Source organism: Nakamurella sp., from assembly GCF_048594475.1.
Taxonomy (GTDB): domain Bacteria; phylum Actinomycetota; class Actinomycetes; order Mycobacteriales; family Nakamurellaceae; genus Nakamurella.
This window is the reverse complement of the sequence record NZ_JBMDXT010000188.1, coordinates 1-14,716: the sequence shown is the minus strand read 5'-3', so window position 1 is coordinate 14,716 and position 14,716 is coordinate 1. Positions and strand designations below refer to the sequence as shown.

The 14,716-nt window shown below is 69.3% G+C and carries 11 protein-coding genes; 8 read left to right on the top strand and 3 right to left on the bottom strand.

What is annotated here, in order from left to right:
• Positions 1 to 109: 109 nt before the first annotated feature.
• Positions 110 to 1,450, top strand: a complete 1,341-nt coding sequence (locus tag ACOJUF_RS09090) for an O-antigen ligase family protein (RefSeq protein WP_420121540.1) — start codon at positions 110 to 112, stop codon at positions 1,448 to 1,450.
• Here the strand turns inward: ACOJUF_RS09090 and ACOJUF_RS09085 are convergent.
• Positions 1,428 to 3,080, bottom strand: a complete 1,653-nt coding sequence (locus ACOJUF_RS09085; protein WP_420121539.1) for a glycosyltransferase family 39 protein — start codon at positions 3,078 to 3,080, stop codon at positions 1,428 to 1,430. The genes ACOJUF_RS09090 and ACOJUF_RS09085 overlap by 23 nt on opposite strands.
• 241 nt (positions 3,081 to 3,321) lie before the next feature.
• Here ACOJUF_RS09085 and ACOJUF_RS09080 point away from each other — a divergent pair, with 241 nt between their 5' ends.
• Entirely contained in the window at positions 3,322 to 4,848 is a 1,527-nt protein-coding gene (locus ACOJUF_RS09080; protein ID WP_420121538.1) for a polysaccharide biosynthesis tyrosine autokinase, read from the top strand.
• A gap of 36 nt (positions 4,849 to 4,884) precedes the next feature.
• Here the strand turns inward: ACOJUF_RS09080 and ppc are convergent, their stop codons facing one another.
• The gene (ppc, locus tag ACOJUF_RS09075; RefSeq protein ID WP_420121541.1) at positions 4,885 to 7,680 is read right to left on the bottom strand and encodes a phosphoenolpyruvate carboxylase; all 2,796 of its coding nucleotides are present in this window, start codon (positions 7,678 to 7,680) and stop codon (positions 4,885 to 4,887) included.
• A 469-nt stretch (positions 7,681 to 8,149) separates the two neighbouring features.
• Between ppc and ACOJUF_RS09070 the strand changes: the two genes are divergently transcribed.
• Positions 8,150 to 8,413 carry a hypothetical protein gene (locus ACOJUF_RS09070; RefSeq protein ID WP_420121537.1) on the top strand — a complete coding sequence of 88 codons (264 nt, stop codon included), beginning with the start codon at positions 8,150 to 8,152 and terminating at the stop codon, positions 8,411 to 8,413.
• A 224-nt stretch (positions 8,414 to 8,637) separates the two neighbouring features.
• Entirely contained in the window at positions 8,638 to 9,051 is a 414-nt protein-coding gene (locus ACOJUF_RS09065; protein WP_420121536.1) for a hypothetical protein, read from the top strand.
• Between the two features lie 28 nt (positions 9,052 to 9,079).
• On the opposite strand, the gene ACOJUF_RS09060 is transcribed toward ACOJUF_RS09065, so the two are convergent.
• Positions 9,080 to 10,270 carry a glycosyltransferase family 4 protein gene (locus tag ACOJUF_RS09060; protein WP_420121535.1) on the bottom strand — a complete coding sequence of 397 codons (1,191 nt, stop codon included), beginning with the start codon at positions 10,268 to 10,270 and terminating at the stop codon, positions 9,080 to 9,082.
• 383 nt (positions 10,271 to 10,653) lie between these two features.
• Here ACOJUF_RS09060 and ACOJUF_RS09055 point away from each other — a divergent pair, with 383 nt between their 5' ends.
• The 4 genes from ACOJUF_RS09055 to ACOJUF_RS09040 all read left to right on the top strand — a co-directional run.
• Positions 10,654 to 11,115, top strand: a complete 462-nt coding sequence (locus tag ACOJUF_RS09055; protein WP_420121534.1) for an adenylyltransferase/cytidyltransferase family protein — start codon at positions 10,654 to 10,656, stop codon at positions 11,113 to 11,115.
• A gap of 337 nt (positions 11,116 to 11,452) precedes the next feature.
• Entirely contained in the window at positions 11,453 to 13,078 is a 1,626-nt protein-coding gene (locus tag ACOJUF_RS09050; RefSeq protein WP_420121533.1) for a sugar transferase, read from the top strand.
• A gap of 102 nt (positions 13,079 to 13,180) precedes the next feature.
• Positions 13,181 to 14,068 carry a SurA N-terminal domain-containing protein gene (locus tag ACOJUF_RS09045; RefSeq protein WP_420121532.1) on the top strand — a complete coding sequence of 296 codons (888 nt, stop codon included), beginning with the start codon at positions 13,181 to 13,183 and terminating at the stop codon, positions 14,066 to 14,068.
• Positions 14,065 to 14,716: MazG family protein (locus tag ACOJUF_RS09040; protein ID WP_420121531.1), on the top strand; the 652-nt coding region annotated here is incomplete at its 3' end. The genes ACOJUF_RS09045 and ACOJUF_RS09040, both read left to right, overlap by 4 nt.

Genomic DNA, 14,716 nt, shown 5'->3' with positions numbered 1-14,716 from the left:
GCGGGGGGGGCGCCCTCCGCCCCCCCGGGGGGCCGCCCCCCCCCCCCCCCCGGCCCCGGACGGGCCGGGTGGCTACAATCGCGCCTGGCAGTCATCGGCGGGAGGCGGCGTGGTCACGTACGCAGCAAGACAGGCTTCCGCCCACGCCCGGAGGGTTCGGAGCTTCTGGACGATCGCCTTGATCGGAGTGGTCTGGGCGTGGATTTGCATTCCCAAGATTCTGCAGACTCTGCTCGCCCCGAAGTACCGCTACGCAGTCGGTGTCGAAAATGCCCCGTACAGCCGGCTCGCCGCACTCGCCGATTACGGACTCTACATCGGCGTGATTGCCGTCTGTGGGTTGATAGTCATCGGATACATCAATGATCTGAACACTTCGGCGATCACCCGCCTCATTGTGATGGTCGTGCCTTGGGTCTACATTGCGGTTCGCGACATCTACGTGCCGAAGTCACTGTCCGACGAGGGGGTCGTGTATATCCTCGTCGTTGTCGCCCTCTGGTTGTTGCGCCCGCGAATAGGGGACCTGCAAGCGCTGGGCTACCTGGTTGGTCTCACCGCACTCATTTCGGTTGCGATCGCACTGATTCTTCCGGAGAAGGCTATCTATCGCACGGCCGCGGGGGAGGTCATCGCGACCGAGAAACAGATTGTCCCTGGTGGCATCCTGGTTGGTATCTTCACCCAAGGTAATAGTTTGGGGCAGTTCCTGGCCCTTGGCCTGCCAACCGTCTTTCTGGTTGTTCGCACCTGGCACCGGGTTGTCCTTGTCGGATTGGCGTCGCTGGCCATCGTCTGGTCGGCGTCTCGTGGGGCCATGATCGCTGCGGGAATTGGACTGCTCACGTACACCATCGTCCGACTTTCGGCTCCATGGCTCCGCCGCGTGCTGGCTCCTTTCCTTATCTTCAGTGCCTTCGCGGTGGTATGCATCATTCCTTTTGTGACGACGCAACCCGAATCCTTCAGCAATCGCGGGCTGGTGTGGATCGTCAGCATCCAGGCATGGGAATCCAACCCGTTATTCGGCTTGGGATCGAACTGGTACAACGCGGTGGGGCGAACGTCCGCGAGGATCGCCGGAAGTGTATTCCATGCGCACAATCAACTCATTCAATTCTTGGTCACGGGTGGAATCATCTTCGCCGTACTGGTTGCCATACAGCTGATCATGGCAACGGCACGGGCCACCAGGCTGGCTGCGCGGGGAGAATTTTTCGCGATCTCCTGGCTCGCAGTCCTGGCCGGATCGGGTCTGTTCGAGAAGTCCATGGTCTTTGTGGACAACGCCAATGCTCTGCCGACGGTTCTGATCCCGCTTGGTGTGCTGATCCTGGGCGCCGATCTTTCGTCGAGGAACCCCGATGGTGGAGCGGAAGACTGGGTCACAGATCCCCCACCTCTTCTCGGCCGGACGACCAGGAGCATCACTCAGTACGGTCGTATCTGATCACCACATCGAGTGGACCTTCCCATTCAGATGATTTGCTGAATCCAGCAGCGTTCAGAATGTTATCGTCGGAAGCAGCATCATCGGCTGGGTAGTCGAAGCGTCTGATGACCCAGATGGTCTGCACCGACGCCAATTCATCAATACTCTCGGAAAGGTATCGCGATTCCCCGACAAGATTGCCCGTGTCCGCCGCGCTGCGCATCAACGTCATATCTACAAGTCCGACGAAGGGACCGGGATACGCGACCGATATCCCGCGTGTCGTTTGCCCGACCGTCGGGCCGCCGACGTCATAGCGAGGTGCGAAGTAGACGCCCTGGCCTACAGACGCCTGCTCGCCGATGTACTGGGCGACCGACGACCAGTCACTGCTGTTCTTGCCGTTCAACTGGCGTTGCGAGACGTACACCGGGATCAGGGCAATCACAAGCACGCAAGCGATGCCGCGGCGCAGCCACTGGACGGAAATTGACGTCAGACCCAACGCAACCAACAGAGCCACGGCCGGCGTGGTGAAGGTCAGATAGCGGGCGCCGTACATCGGAGATACGAGCACTGAATAGGCGCCGATGACCAGGGGAGGGATGACGAGCCAGGGCAACGCCCACACGAGCACCGGGTGCCCGCTCCGCGGTTGACCGGCCCGACCGCTCAACTCGGCTCGATGGCGGACGACGGCCACGATGATCAATGTCCAACCGCCGGCAGCCAGGAGCAGAGCGGCGGCGGGCCACCAGGTGCCGATGTCCGACATGGTTGTTGCCGTTCGGATCACCCCGGTGGTCGTGGTCGGCGTATCGCCGAGGAAGTACTGGGTGACGGCAGCGCTTTGGGCGAGGTCCCGGAGACCGAACGACCGGTCGGACAGTTGGCCCGCCTGGCCATATGCAGCGAAGAAGAACGGGACCAGTACGACCATCGCCGAGCCCGCTGTGACGAACCAGGCAATGCGACTCGCCCGTGTAATGCTCCGGTCCCACAGCACGGTGGCGAGGTGGGCCGCCACCAGGAGGCCGACGTAGAGGTTGGACAGCACGCCGAGAATGAGCATGCCGCCGTATCCGACCCACCACAGCAGTGCTTGCCGGCCCCGTCGGCCGCCGAGAGCAATGAGCAGGGCAAGGGTTGCCATGCTGGAGAACATCACGGTGAACGCATAGGGGCGTGCCTCGATGCCGGCCCAAAAGATTCTGGGTAGAAGGGCAAAGACGCCCACCGCCCATAGGGCGTACCGATGCCCGCGCAGCCTGGCCGCGGTCCAGTAGACGCACGCTCCGGCAATGCCCACCGCCAGAGCGCTGGGCAACCGAATCGACACTGCAGATGAGCCAAACAACGCGATCCAGACGTGCATGAAGGCGTAATAGAGCCCGTGGACTAGATCGATGCCGGAGAGCATCGCAAGCAACTCGGACCAACTTCGGGTGGCCGAACTGATGGTGGCCCCTTCGTCGCTCCACAGGGACGGATGCCACGACCACAGGAAGGCCAGAACGGTCACCAGAACGCCGGCGATGAGCCCCCAGCCGAAGGAGACACCGGCGTGCCCCCGATCGAGCGATGGCGCAGCCGATCGGTCGGACTGTTGGTCGTCGAGATCTCCTGCGTTGGCGGGCGGCCGAGTCACGAGATCTCCTGACCTGGGGTTTCGGTTCGGTACAACATCGACAGTCAAACGGAACGTCTGCCGTCGAGGCTGTGACGCGACCTCAACTGTAGTTCCCGAGGCGAGGTTGAACAGCCGAGCTGGGCCGGATCGCGGCGTGTGAACGCATCGATATGCCACACTGAAGGTGCCGGCGGGGGACGGCACAGGGGATCACCGCACCGGATCAATGACGGATTTGTCGGGTGTCAACGAACGTGGGATGGAGGACGGTCTCTTGGACCTTCGTCAGTTCATGAGCGCCCTACGCAAGGGCTGGTGGCTGATCCTCATCTGCATGATCGTGGGTCTCGGCTTGGCCTTCGGTTACAACCTCAAGGCTTCACCCAAGTACTCAAGCTCGGTGACCTTCTTTGTCAGCACCCCGACCGGTGACGGAACGTCCCTGCTGGCAGCCGACCAGTTCGCGACGAGGCGTATCACTTCATACGTTGGCCTGATGAGCAGCGATCTGGTCGCTCAGCGAATCGTGACCGACATGAACCTCGACATCGAACCCTCATCGGTCGCCGCGTCAATCGACGGAGAGGCGGACCTTAATACGGTCCTGCTGACGGCGACGGTCACCGACTCCTCCCCCGAGCGCTCATTGTTGATCGCTCAGGGCCTGGCGAAAGACTTCGGTTCGATCGTCAACCAGGTTGACCCGATCGGTCCTGGGCAGGTGGAGCTCCGCGTCATCTCCGGACCCACGCTCAACCCAGTTCCCGTCGCACCACGCAAGACCGTCAACCTTGCGCTGGGCCTGCTCGGCGGTGCAATCGTTGGCCTGGTGGTCGCCCTTCTTCGGGAGGTGCTCGACAACACCGTCCGTCAGGTCGCAACCCTGCGAGAGCTGGCCCGAGTTCCGCTGCTGGGCGCCATACCGTACGACAAGGATGCCAAGCGAGCTCCGTTGATCGATCGGACCAAGGCGCGCTCCATTCGGGCCGAGGCGTTCCGGCAACTGCGGACCAATCTTCAGTTCGTCGACGTTGATCGCCCGGTCCATAGCTTGGTTGTCACTTCGTCCGTCCCGCACGAGGCGAAATCGACGACAGCGACCAACCTGGCGGTCTCGTTCGCCGAATCGGGGCGTCGAGTCCTCTTGATTGAGGCGGATCTGCGCCGTCCGCGCGTGGCCGACTACCTCGGGCTGGAGCGTTCGGTCGGCCTGACCAGCGTGCTGACGGGAGCGGCCAGCCTGGATGACGCCATTCAACCGTGGGGCGCCACGGGGATGTCGTTCCTGGCCAGTGGGCCGATCCCGCCCAATCCGTCCGAGCTGCTGGGAAGTGCGGCGATGGCGTCGCTCCTCAAGTCCTTGCGTCGGAGCTTCGACATCATGATTATCGACACACCACCGCTCTTGCCGGTCACCGACGCTGCCGTCACAGCCAAGCTCGTCGACGGAGCGGTCCTCGTCGTGCGCCATGGAAAGACCAGAAGGACCCAGATCCACTCCGCGCTGCGCTCACTCCGGTCGGTCGACGCGCGGATTTTGGGAACCGTGTTCAACATGGTCCCGATCCGAGGAGCTGACGGGTACGAGTCCTATGCCGGCGGCTACTACGAAGAGACGCCGAAGAAGAACACCCCGCGCCAGGGCCAGGACGGCGTTGGCGATGGTGAAGCGATGGACGGGGGCCGAGTTGTCGCAGCCGACGGCGTGCTGCCCGACTTCACGATCGGAACGGCTGAGCGTCCCGGTCGTCCATCACGCCTGCAGCCACGCCGGCCCACCAGCTGAGGGGAAGTCCGGAGGAGTCAGAACCCGTGGTCGCGCTCAGCCGGTGTTGCGCATCCCGGCAGCGACCCCGTTGATGGTCAGCAGCATCGCCCGGCGCAACTCCGGGTCGACCGCATCGTCCCCGAGCGCCCGGATCCGGCTGAGCAGATCGACCTGCAGGTAGGAGATCGGGGCGAGATAGGGCTCGCGCACGCCCAGGGTGCGCTTGAGCTCGGGCTGGTCGTCCAGCAGTTCGGCCTCGCCGGTCACCCGCAGCACCTCGGCCACGGTGAGCGCGTGCTCGGCCCGGATCACCTCGAACAGGTGGGTCAGCGAATCGGGGACGAGCGCGTCGACGTACAGCGCGGCGATCTCCATGTCGGTCTTGGCCAGCGTCATCTCGACGTTGGAGATGAACGTGCGGAAGAAGTGCCACTTGGTGTGCATCAGCTTCAGCACGGACTCGCCGCCGGCCTCGCGCGCGGCCCGCAGGCCGGAGCCGACGCCGAACCAGCCCGGCACGATCTGCCGGGACTGGGTCCAGCCGAAGACCCAGGGGATGGCCCGCAGCCCGGCGATGCCGCCGCCGGAGTCGGGCCGCCGGGCCGGCCGGGAGCCGATGTTGAGCTGCCCGAGTTGCTCGACCGGGGTGGACGCCAGGAAGTAGGCCGGCAGGTCCGGGTGGTCGATCAGCCCGACGTACTTGGCGAAGGCCGCGTCGCTGACCGTTTCCATCCACTGGTCCCAGTCGCGCAGCTCGTCCGGGGTCTGCCGGGACTCGGTGTGCAGGCAGGTGGCCCGCAGCGTCGCGGCGACGGTCAGTTCCAGGTTCTCCTTGGCCAGGTCGGGCATCCCGTACTTGCCGCTGATCACCTCACCCTGCTCGGTGAACTTGATCGCGCCGGTGATCACCCCGAACGGCTGGGCCAGGATCGAGTCGTAGGTCGGCCCGCCGCCCCGGCCGACGGTGCCGCCGCGGCCGTGGAACAGCGTCAGCGACACCCCGTGCCGGGCGGCCAGGTCGCGCAGCAGCCGCTCGGTCTTGTGGATCTCCCACTGGCTGGTGGTGATGCCGGACTGCTTGTTGGAGTCCGAGTAGCCGAGCATGACCTCCTGCACGTTGCCGCGCAGCCGGACGATCTCCCGGTAGGTCGGGTCGGACAGCAGCTCGTCGACCACCTGGGCCGACTTGCGCAGCTCCTCGACCGTCTCCAGCAGCGGAGCGAAGCCGATCGCGGCGAACGGGCCCCGGTCGGGATCACCGGGCGTGCCGTACACGTCGATCAGGCCGGCCTCCCGGGCCAGCACCGCCGCGGCCAGGATGTCGTCGGCGCCCATCGTCATCGACGTGATGTAGGTGACGATCACCTCGGGCCCGTAGGTCTCCTGCGCGCGCTTGATCTCGGAGAACACCGAGAACGTCTTGAGCGCGGCGGCGTCCAGCGGCGCGGGCAGCGTGGTCAGCGGCCGGTGCGAGGTCAGTTCCTTGGACAGCAGCCGCATCCGCTCGGGCCGGCTGAGCGTGGCGTACGGCACGTACAGCTCGCCGAGCCGGTCGAACAGCTGGGCGAGCACCGCGTGATGGGCCTCGGAGTGTTCGCGGATGTCCATGTAGGCCACGGTGAGCCCGCTGACGGCCAGCGTCCGCTGCACGGTGGCCAGCATGCCGTCGGCGGCGAGCGCGCCGCCGTTGTCCAGCAGCGAGCGGCGGACCACCGCGAGGTCGGCCAGCAGTTCCTCGCGCCGGCAGTAGTCCCGGCCGGGCTCGTGCGGGCGGTCGTCGGCCACCCGGGCCCGGGTGTTGATGAGCTTGGCCTTGACGCAGGTGAGCTTGAGCCGGATCGGCTCGTCCTTGTTCAGCTCCTTGACCCGCGGGTCGAGCAGCGGAAGGTGGGCCAGGTCGACCTGGATCGAGGCCAGGAGCTCGTCGGACGCCCCGGCGATGACGGTCGAGCTGGACAGTGCCAGCAGCAGTTCGTCGATCTTGCCGATGGCCAGGCCGATGGCCGACTGGCTCTGCAGGGCCAGCACCTCCCGGGTGACCGCCGCGGTGACGTTCGGGTTGCCGTCGCGGTCGCCGCCGATCCAGCTGCCCAGCAGCAACGGGGTGGCCTCCGGGGACAGCTGCACCCCGTGCTCGGCCATCGCCGCCGCCAGGTCGTCGGTGAGCGCCGGGATCGTCTCGCCGACGATCGAGTCCAGGTAGAAGAGCGCGTTGCGGGCCTCGTCCACCGGCGTCGGCCGGAACTGCCGGATCTCGTCGGTCTGCCAGAGCAGGTCGATGACCTCGGCCAGCTTGCGGTCCTGACGGGCTCGCGCGGCGGACCCCGGCGGGGTCTGCACGACCAGGATGTCGGCCAGCGCCTGCAGCTTGAGCAGGACCGACCGGCGGCTGGCCTCGGTGGGGTGGGCGGTGAACACCGGCTGGACCTCGAGCGCCTCGACCGCGGCCTGCAGCGCGTCGGTGCCCAGGGTCTGCACGATCTCGTCGACGACCGCCGCCAGCGTCCCCTCGCCGGCCTCGCGGGCCCGCAGCTCGCGCACCCGGTCCACCTGCTCGGCCCCGTTGGCCAGCTGGAAGTACGTGGCGAACGCCCGGACCAGCTCGGTGGCGTCGCCGATGGGCAGGGCGGCGAGCTTGGCCCGGACCTGGGCGGTGGCGGCGTCCCGAGCGGCCGGGTCGGCGGACTCCAGGCCCTGCTTGGTGAGCCCGCGCACCTCCTCCACCAGGTCGAGCAGTCCCTGTCCCTGCTGGCGCACCAGCGTCTGGCCGAGCAGGGTGCCCACGCGGCGGACATCGGCCCGGAGGGCGGCGTCCCGGTCTGAGCCGTTGGTTCCGGGCAGGTCGGCCATCACCGGCACATCCTGCGGACCGGTCAGGTCGGAGGTCTGGGTCATGGCCGAAATCCTCGCGCACGGTCGTAACAAGCATGTGACAGGCCGCCTCGTCGGCGGGACGACGGGCCAGGATGACCGACGTCCCCATCGCGTCGGACACGGGACGGCGGGCGTGGCATGCCCGTTCAGTGGTCACCCGTATGGCTGGCAATGCCATCGGATGCTCCGCACCCAGGCGCGGAGATCCTTACCTAATGTTACGATTCACTCGGCCGTCACGGCGAATCGTTTCGATGTCGGCCGTTCCAGGGGTCGCAATGACAGCTTTCCGGGGAGCGGCGGCCGAACGGGTACGCCGGCCGGGCGCCCGGGTTCCGGCCCAGGCCGGGGGCCCGGGGGTGCGACCGGCACGATGCGGGCACGATGCGGGCACCGAGGGGGACGCGGTGCGATGGGTTGAGGGAAGGGCGGGACGGCAGTGACGGTGGCATCCGTGGCGGGCGCGGCGACGGTGTGGGGGGTCGGCCTGCTGTCCGGCGCGGCGTCGAGCGGGCAGCCGTCCACCGACCCGGTTCCGGCCGCCGTCGGGCCGGCCCCCGGTGATCTGGACCTGGCCATCTGGTTCTGGCTGCTGGCCGGGTTGCTGGCGCTGGTCGTCGGACTGGTCCTGTCCGGTCGCCGGCGGGGGCCGGGGGACCGTCCGGTCGTCCGCGATCCGTCCGCGGCGGGTGAGGGCACCTCGCCCTGACCGGCCGGTGAAATACGCCGCCGCCGGCCGCGGCGGATCGGTAATGTCCCCGGTGCCGACGGGCGGGTCGGCGGGAGGTCGGCGGGAGGAAGGGGCCCCGGATGGCGCGACCCACTGACGGGCCGAGGCGCGGGCGACGGTTCGGGAAACGGTGTGCGGCCGGCCTGGCCCTGGCTGCGGCGTCCGTCCTGGTGGCGGGCTGTTCGACCGGCGGGACACCGTCGGTGGGCCAGCCGCCGGTCACCGTGACCTCGACCGTGGTGCAGACGACCACCGTGCGGACGTCGGCGACCGTCACCGAGACGGTCACCCAGACGCCGGCCGCGCCGACCACACCGGCGGCGACGCTGGTGGTTCCCACCTTCGCGGACCCGTCGAGCTTCGAGTGCAGCGATCCGGCCGCGGTGTCCTGCTGGCAGCTCAGTGTGGTCACCGGGGGGCCCTGCCCGAACGGTGCCTACGTCGCGATCACCGTGCACAAGCCGGACGATCCGGCGGTGTTGACCACCCTGAACACCACGTCGGCCCCGATCACCGACGCGCTCGGGGGCACCGTCGTCGTCCAGGTGAGCCTGCTCGACACCGCCTACGTCGGCCAGACGCTGAACGCCGACATCGCCGAGGCGCGGTGCGCCTGACGGTCGGCGGCGCACCCGCGCGGACGGCTCAGGACCAGAGGCGGCGGACCGCATCGGCCAGCCGCCGCCGGTAGCTCTCCGGCGTGTAGCGCTCGCGGTACGTCCGTTCGGCGCGGGTGCCGGCCGCCCGCAGTCGCGACCGGTCGAGCTCGCCCAGCACGGCGGCGAGGTCGGGGGCCGAGCCCAGCTCGAAAAGCCAGCCGTCGACGTCCGGGGTCACGATGTGCAGCGGGCCGCCGCCCCGGCTGGCGATGACGGGCCGGGCGCGTCCGAAGGCCTCGATCAGCACCAGGCCGAACGGTTCCGGCTGGTCGGACGGCAGGATGAGCGCGTCCGCCGCGTCGAGCAGCGGGCCGATCGAATCGACCTGGCCGACGATCCGCACCGTCTCGGGCCGGCTGACCAACTCGTCGACCAGCGCCGGCACGTCGACCCCGGTCCCGGCCGGCGGCGCGGCGCCGGCCACCGTCAGGGTGCCCGGGCAGCCGGCCAGGTCCCAGGCGGTCAACAGCGTGCGGTGCCCCTTCCAGGCGTTCCAGCGGCTGGCCACCAGATACCGCGGCCGGCCGTCGGTGCGATCGGTCCCGTCGGTCCCGTCGGTCCCGCCACGGGAGCCGCCGGAGTCCGTGGCCGCTCCCGGCGCCGCGGCCGGGAGGCTCACCCCGTTCTCGACCACGGTGACGGGTGGCCGCCGGCGGAGCCGGCTCGCCTCGGCCACCGGCGGGGAGATGGCGATCGCGGCGGTGCAGAACAGGGTGAAGGGTCGCAGGATCATCCGGTCCGCGCGCGACCACATCTCCTGGAGGTGGACGAGCACCCACCGGGCCCCGGCCAGCCGGGCCAGCGGCGCCACCGGTAGGCAGGCGCTGGTCATCAGGTAGACCGCCGGAAACCGGCGCCGGCGCAGGGCCCGCCAGGTCGGTGCGCCCGTCCGTCCGAGGGCGAGCAGGCCGCGCGGCGACAGGTTGGCCCTCCGCAGAATCGGCAGCGGCAGGTGCGTGACGGGGAAACCGCGCTCGGCCAGGGCGGCCGACAGCGAGCCGTCGCCGGTTCCGGCGGGCAGCCAGACTTCGACGGCCAGACCGTCCAGATCGCGCAGGGCGGTCACCACCTCCAGCAGGATGCGATCGGCGCCGTACATCTCATCGGAGGAATGCACGACCACGATCGAGCCGGGTCGGCGCACGGCGGCGGAGCGGGACGGTGGGCGAGTCGGCATCGGCCGATTGTGCTGCAGGCCGGTTGCCGTGTTTCGGGCAGGTGACGGCCAATCGAGCCGAGGGGACCGCCAATCGGGGACGGCCGAGCCAGGCCTTCCCCGCATTGCCGTCGTGATGTGCGCTGAGTCACCATCAAATGGGTGAATGGCCCGGCCGGTTGCCGTCGATACGTAGGACAGGGGGTTAGAAGTCACGTCCGGTAGTCGCTGAAACCGGTGGATGTTCCTCGCACGCGTGAGAACCACTCACGATCGGGCGTCGGGTCGACTATCATCAAGCGGAGCGTGGTCAAGCGGGGGCTCGGACGGCGCTACAGACGCATTCGGGTGACATAAACGCGTCGTTGCGTAACTGACGGTAGAGAAGCGCGGGGGTTGGACGAGTGAAAAGCCAGCGGATCGGGTACGCACCGGGCGTGTACGACATGTTCCACGTGGGGCATCTGAACATCCTTCGGCATGCCAAGGACCACTGCGACTTCCTGATCGCCGGGGTCGTCTCCGACGAGATGTGCGAGCTGGCCAAGGGCCGCAAGCCGATCGTCCCCGAGGCCGAGCGGGTCGAGATCGTCAGCCACATCTCCTACGTGGACCAGGCCATCATCGAGGTCGTGCCGGACAAGGTGGAGACCTGGCGCCGGACGCCCTTCGACGTGATCTTCAAGGGCGACGACTGGCGCGGCACGCCCAAGGGTGACCGTCTCGAGCGCGACTTCGCGGCCGTCGGCGTCGAGGTCGTCTACTTCCCGTACACCGCGCACACCTCCAGCACGCTGCTGCGCCGGGCGCTCAACGCCGTGGTGGCCGAGCAGGATCGCGAGAAGGTCGGCGGTCGGTCGGCATGAGGTCGGCCGCGCAAGCGGTGGACCGGCGACCGGCACGATTGGACCGAATCGGTCACCAGGTGCCGGAGCGGACGTGGTCCGGATCGGCCACGCCCCGTCACGGTGTCACCTCCGTCACCCGCCTGGCGCACGGGGTTCACCTTTTCGATGCATTTACGTCACCGACCTGTGGCCTCGTCGACTACATGCTGTTACATTTGACCGGCGCAGGCGCGATGTCGCCCTCGATCCGTGGAGCCCATCGGTGCTGCTCCGCGACGAACCCCTCTGGCGTGACCCGGTCACCCCGGACCTCGACTTCGGCTGCACGTTCGCCCATCGCAGATGAGGAAGCATCATGGCGTTGATCGATCCGATGGCCACCCGGCGCGGGGGTCGTCGGCCGCTCCGGCACCCGCACCGGGATCATGCACCGTCGGTCACGCCCCTGGTGGACGACGCGATCGCCGCAGCCGACCTCGACGCCGTCGGCGCGACCGTCGGCGCGGACCGGGTGGCGGACGGTGGGGTCACCGCCGCGTCGACGCCCGCGAGCGCCTCGTCCACCCGTAGTGCGGCCGCCGGCCCGATCTGGGCCCGGCGCTACGCCCGCGGGCTGGTGGTGACCGACCTGCTGTGCCTGGTCTGGGCCGGCCTCGGGGTGCACCTGTTCGAGCCGAGCCGCCCGCCGTCGGTGACGGTCACCGTCCTGCTGGTGATCGGCGCCTGGCTGCTGGCCCTGGAGCTGTCCGGCACCCGCGAGAGCTCGGTGCTCGGGTACGGCGCGTCGGAATACAAGCGGATCATCCACGCCTCGCTCATCGTCTTCGGACTGGTGGCGATCGGTGCCTACCTGTTCCGGCTCGACCTGCCGCGCAGCGTGGTCGCGATCATGCTGCCGGCCGGACTGTTCGGCCTGCTGGCGACCCGGTACATCTGGCGCCGGTGGCTGTCCCGGCAGCGCCGGGCCGGGGCGATGATGTCCAAGGTCGTGGCGGTCGGCGACCGGCAGACGGTCGGCGAGCTGCTGGTCGACCTGGCCAGGGCGCCGTACGCCGGCTACCAGGTGATCGGCGTCTGCGTGCACGGTGAGGGCGGGAAGGCCGGTGAGGACCGGGTCGGCGGCGTCCCGGTGCTCGGCGCGCCGGAGGAGGTCGCCACGGTGGCCGCCACGGTGGGGGCCGACGCGGTCGCGGTGACCGCCTCCGCCGCCTTCGGCCCCAGCGCCGTCCGCCGGCTGAGCTGGGACCTGGAGGGCACCGACACCGAGCTCATCCTGGCTCCGGCGCTGACCAACATCGCCGGTCCCCGGGTGCACACCCAGCCGGTCGCCGGACTGCCGCTGATCCACGTCGACCGGCCCACCTACCGGGGGGCGAACCGGCTGGTCAAGCGGATGTTCGACCTGGTCGGCAGCCTGACCCTGGTCGTGCTCTTCTCCCCGGTGCTGGCCGCGGTCGCGGCGGCGATCACGCTGACCAGCCGGGGCCCGGTCTTCTTCCGGCAGGATCGCGTCGGCATCAACGGCGAGACCTTCCGCATGATCAAGTTCCGGTCGATGGTGGTCGACGCCGAGAAGCGGCTCGAGGCGCTCAAGCAGGAGCAGACCGCGGACGCCGGCAACCAGGTGCTGTTCAAGATGAAGAACGATCCGCGCATCACCGGGGTCGGCCGCTTCATCCGGCGCTTCAGCATCGACGAACTGCCGCAGCTGTTCAACGTGGTGCGGGGCGACATGAGCCTGGGCGGGCCGCGCCCGCCGCTCCGGGCCGTGGTCGACCTGTACGGCGACGACGCGCTGCGCCGGCTGCTGGTCAAGCCGGGCATGACGGGGTTGTGGCAGGTGTCCGGCCGCTCCGACCTGACCTGGGACGACAGCGTCCGGCTCGACGTCTACTACGTCGAGAACTGGTCCATCACCGGCGACCTGGTCATCCTGTGGCGCACGGCCAAGGCCGTGCTGGGGTCGTCCGGGGCGTACTGATCGTCGCCCGCGGCGCCGACCCCCACGGGCGGCCGGCGCCCGGCCGGCCGGCGGCCCGCGGGCCGTGGCCGGGTGGCGCGGAGGTTGTGCGAAGGTGTGCGGGTGAGAACTAGGTCACCGGGGTCCGCCCACGTGCGGCCGGCCCGTCGTCGCCGCCTCCTGCTGGGCTCGTTCGTCGCCGCCACCGTGATGCTGACCGGAACCGCCTGCGCGACGTCCGCGACCTCGGCCGCGGTCGTCGGCGACGTCACCATCTCCGAGCAGAGCATCTTCGACCGGACCGCACAGGCCTCGGCGCAGGCCGGCCAGCAGCTCACGGTCGACCAGCTCGCCTTCGGGAACCGGTTGTTCACCACCCAGGACATCCGCAGCACGCTGCTGGAGGAGGCCGCCCGGCAGCGGGGAGTGGTGGTGACCGACGCGCAGGTCAACGCCGCGATGGCCGGGGCGACCGGGGGCGGCACCCGCGACCCGCGCAGCTACCGCGAGCTGCTGCTGCTGGAGGCCCTGCTGTCCGGTCAGGGGTCCGAGCCCATCTCCTACACCAACGTCAAGGTGACCGTCGACGGCGCCCGCACCTCGACACGGGACCAGGCGGTCGAGGTGCGCCGGGCGATCCTCGCGGCGCCCGCCGGGGCGCCGGTGGCGGCCGCGTCCGGGGTGGTGCCGTTGCAGAGCGAGACCGTCGACCTGTCGGCGGTGCCGGACCAGCTGATCGACGGCGTGCTCTCGGCTCGGCCCGGTGACGTCCTGATCAATCCCGGGTCCGACGGCTTCTACGTGATCCGGGTGACGGGCCGTGCCGAGGAGCCGGCCCAGGTCTCGGCGACCACCATCCTGGGGGCCCAGAGTCTGGCGGTGCAGCGGCAGCTCGGCGAGGTCGCGTTGCTGCAGCGGTACGCCGACCAGGTCGGCGTCACCGTCAATCCCCGGATGGGCGTGTGGGACCCGGTGGCCCTCCAGGTGGTGCCCACCCCGACCGCGTCGTGACCGGAAGCGCCGTGACCGGCGGCGCCGATCCGGCCGGCCCGGCCGGGGATCCGGTGCCGGCGCCCCCGCACGCTGCCCTGCTCGACGCGGTCGCGGTGATGGACCGGCTGCGCTCACCGGGCGGCTGCCCCTGGGATGCCGAGCAGACGCATGCCTCGCTGGTCCGCTACCTGATCGAGGAGTGCTACGAGCTGGCCGAGGCGGTCGAGCAGGGCGACCGGGCGGCCGTCCGCGAGGAACTCGGCGACGTGCTGCTGCAGGTGCTCTTCCACGCCCGGATCGCCGCCGAGACCCCGCCGGAGCAGGGCGGCTTCGACATCGACGACGTCGCCCGCGACCTGGTCGCCAAGCTCGTCCGGCGGCATCCGCACGTCTTCGCCCGAGCGGACGGGGAACCGGCCGCCGGCTGGGACGCGGCCGATCAGCAGCAGCGGTGGGATGAGCTGAAGAAGACCGAACGCGGCCGGTCCGGGGTCCTGGACGGGGTCGCCTTCGGGCAGCCCGCCGTGGCGCTGGCCGCCAAGCTCGGGTCGCGGGCGGCCGCCTTCGGCCTGGACGTGCCGCCGCCCGGGGTGGCGGCCGGCCCCGCTGCTGACCCGGCCCCCGGCCCCGCTGCCGACCCGGCCGCCGGCCCCGGGTCGGGTGAGC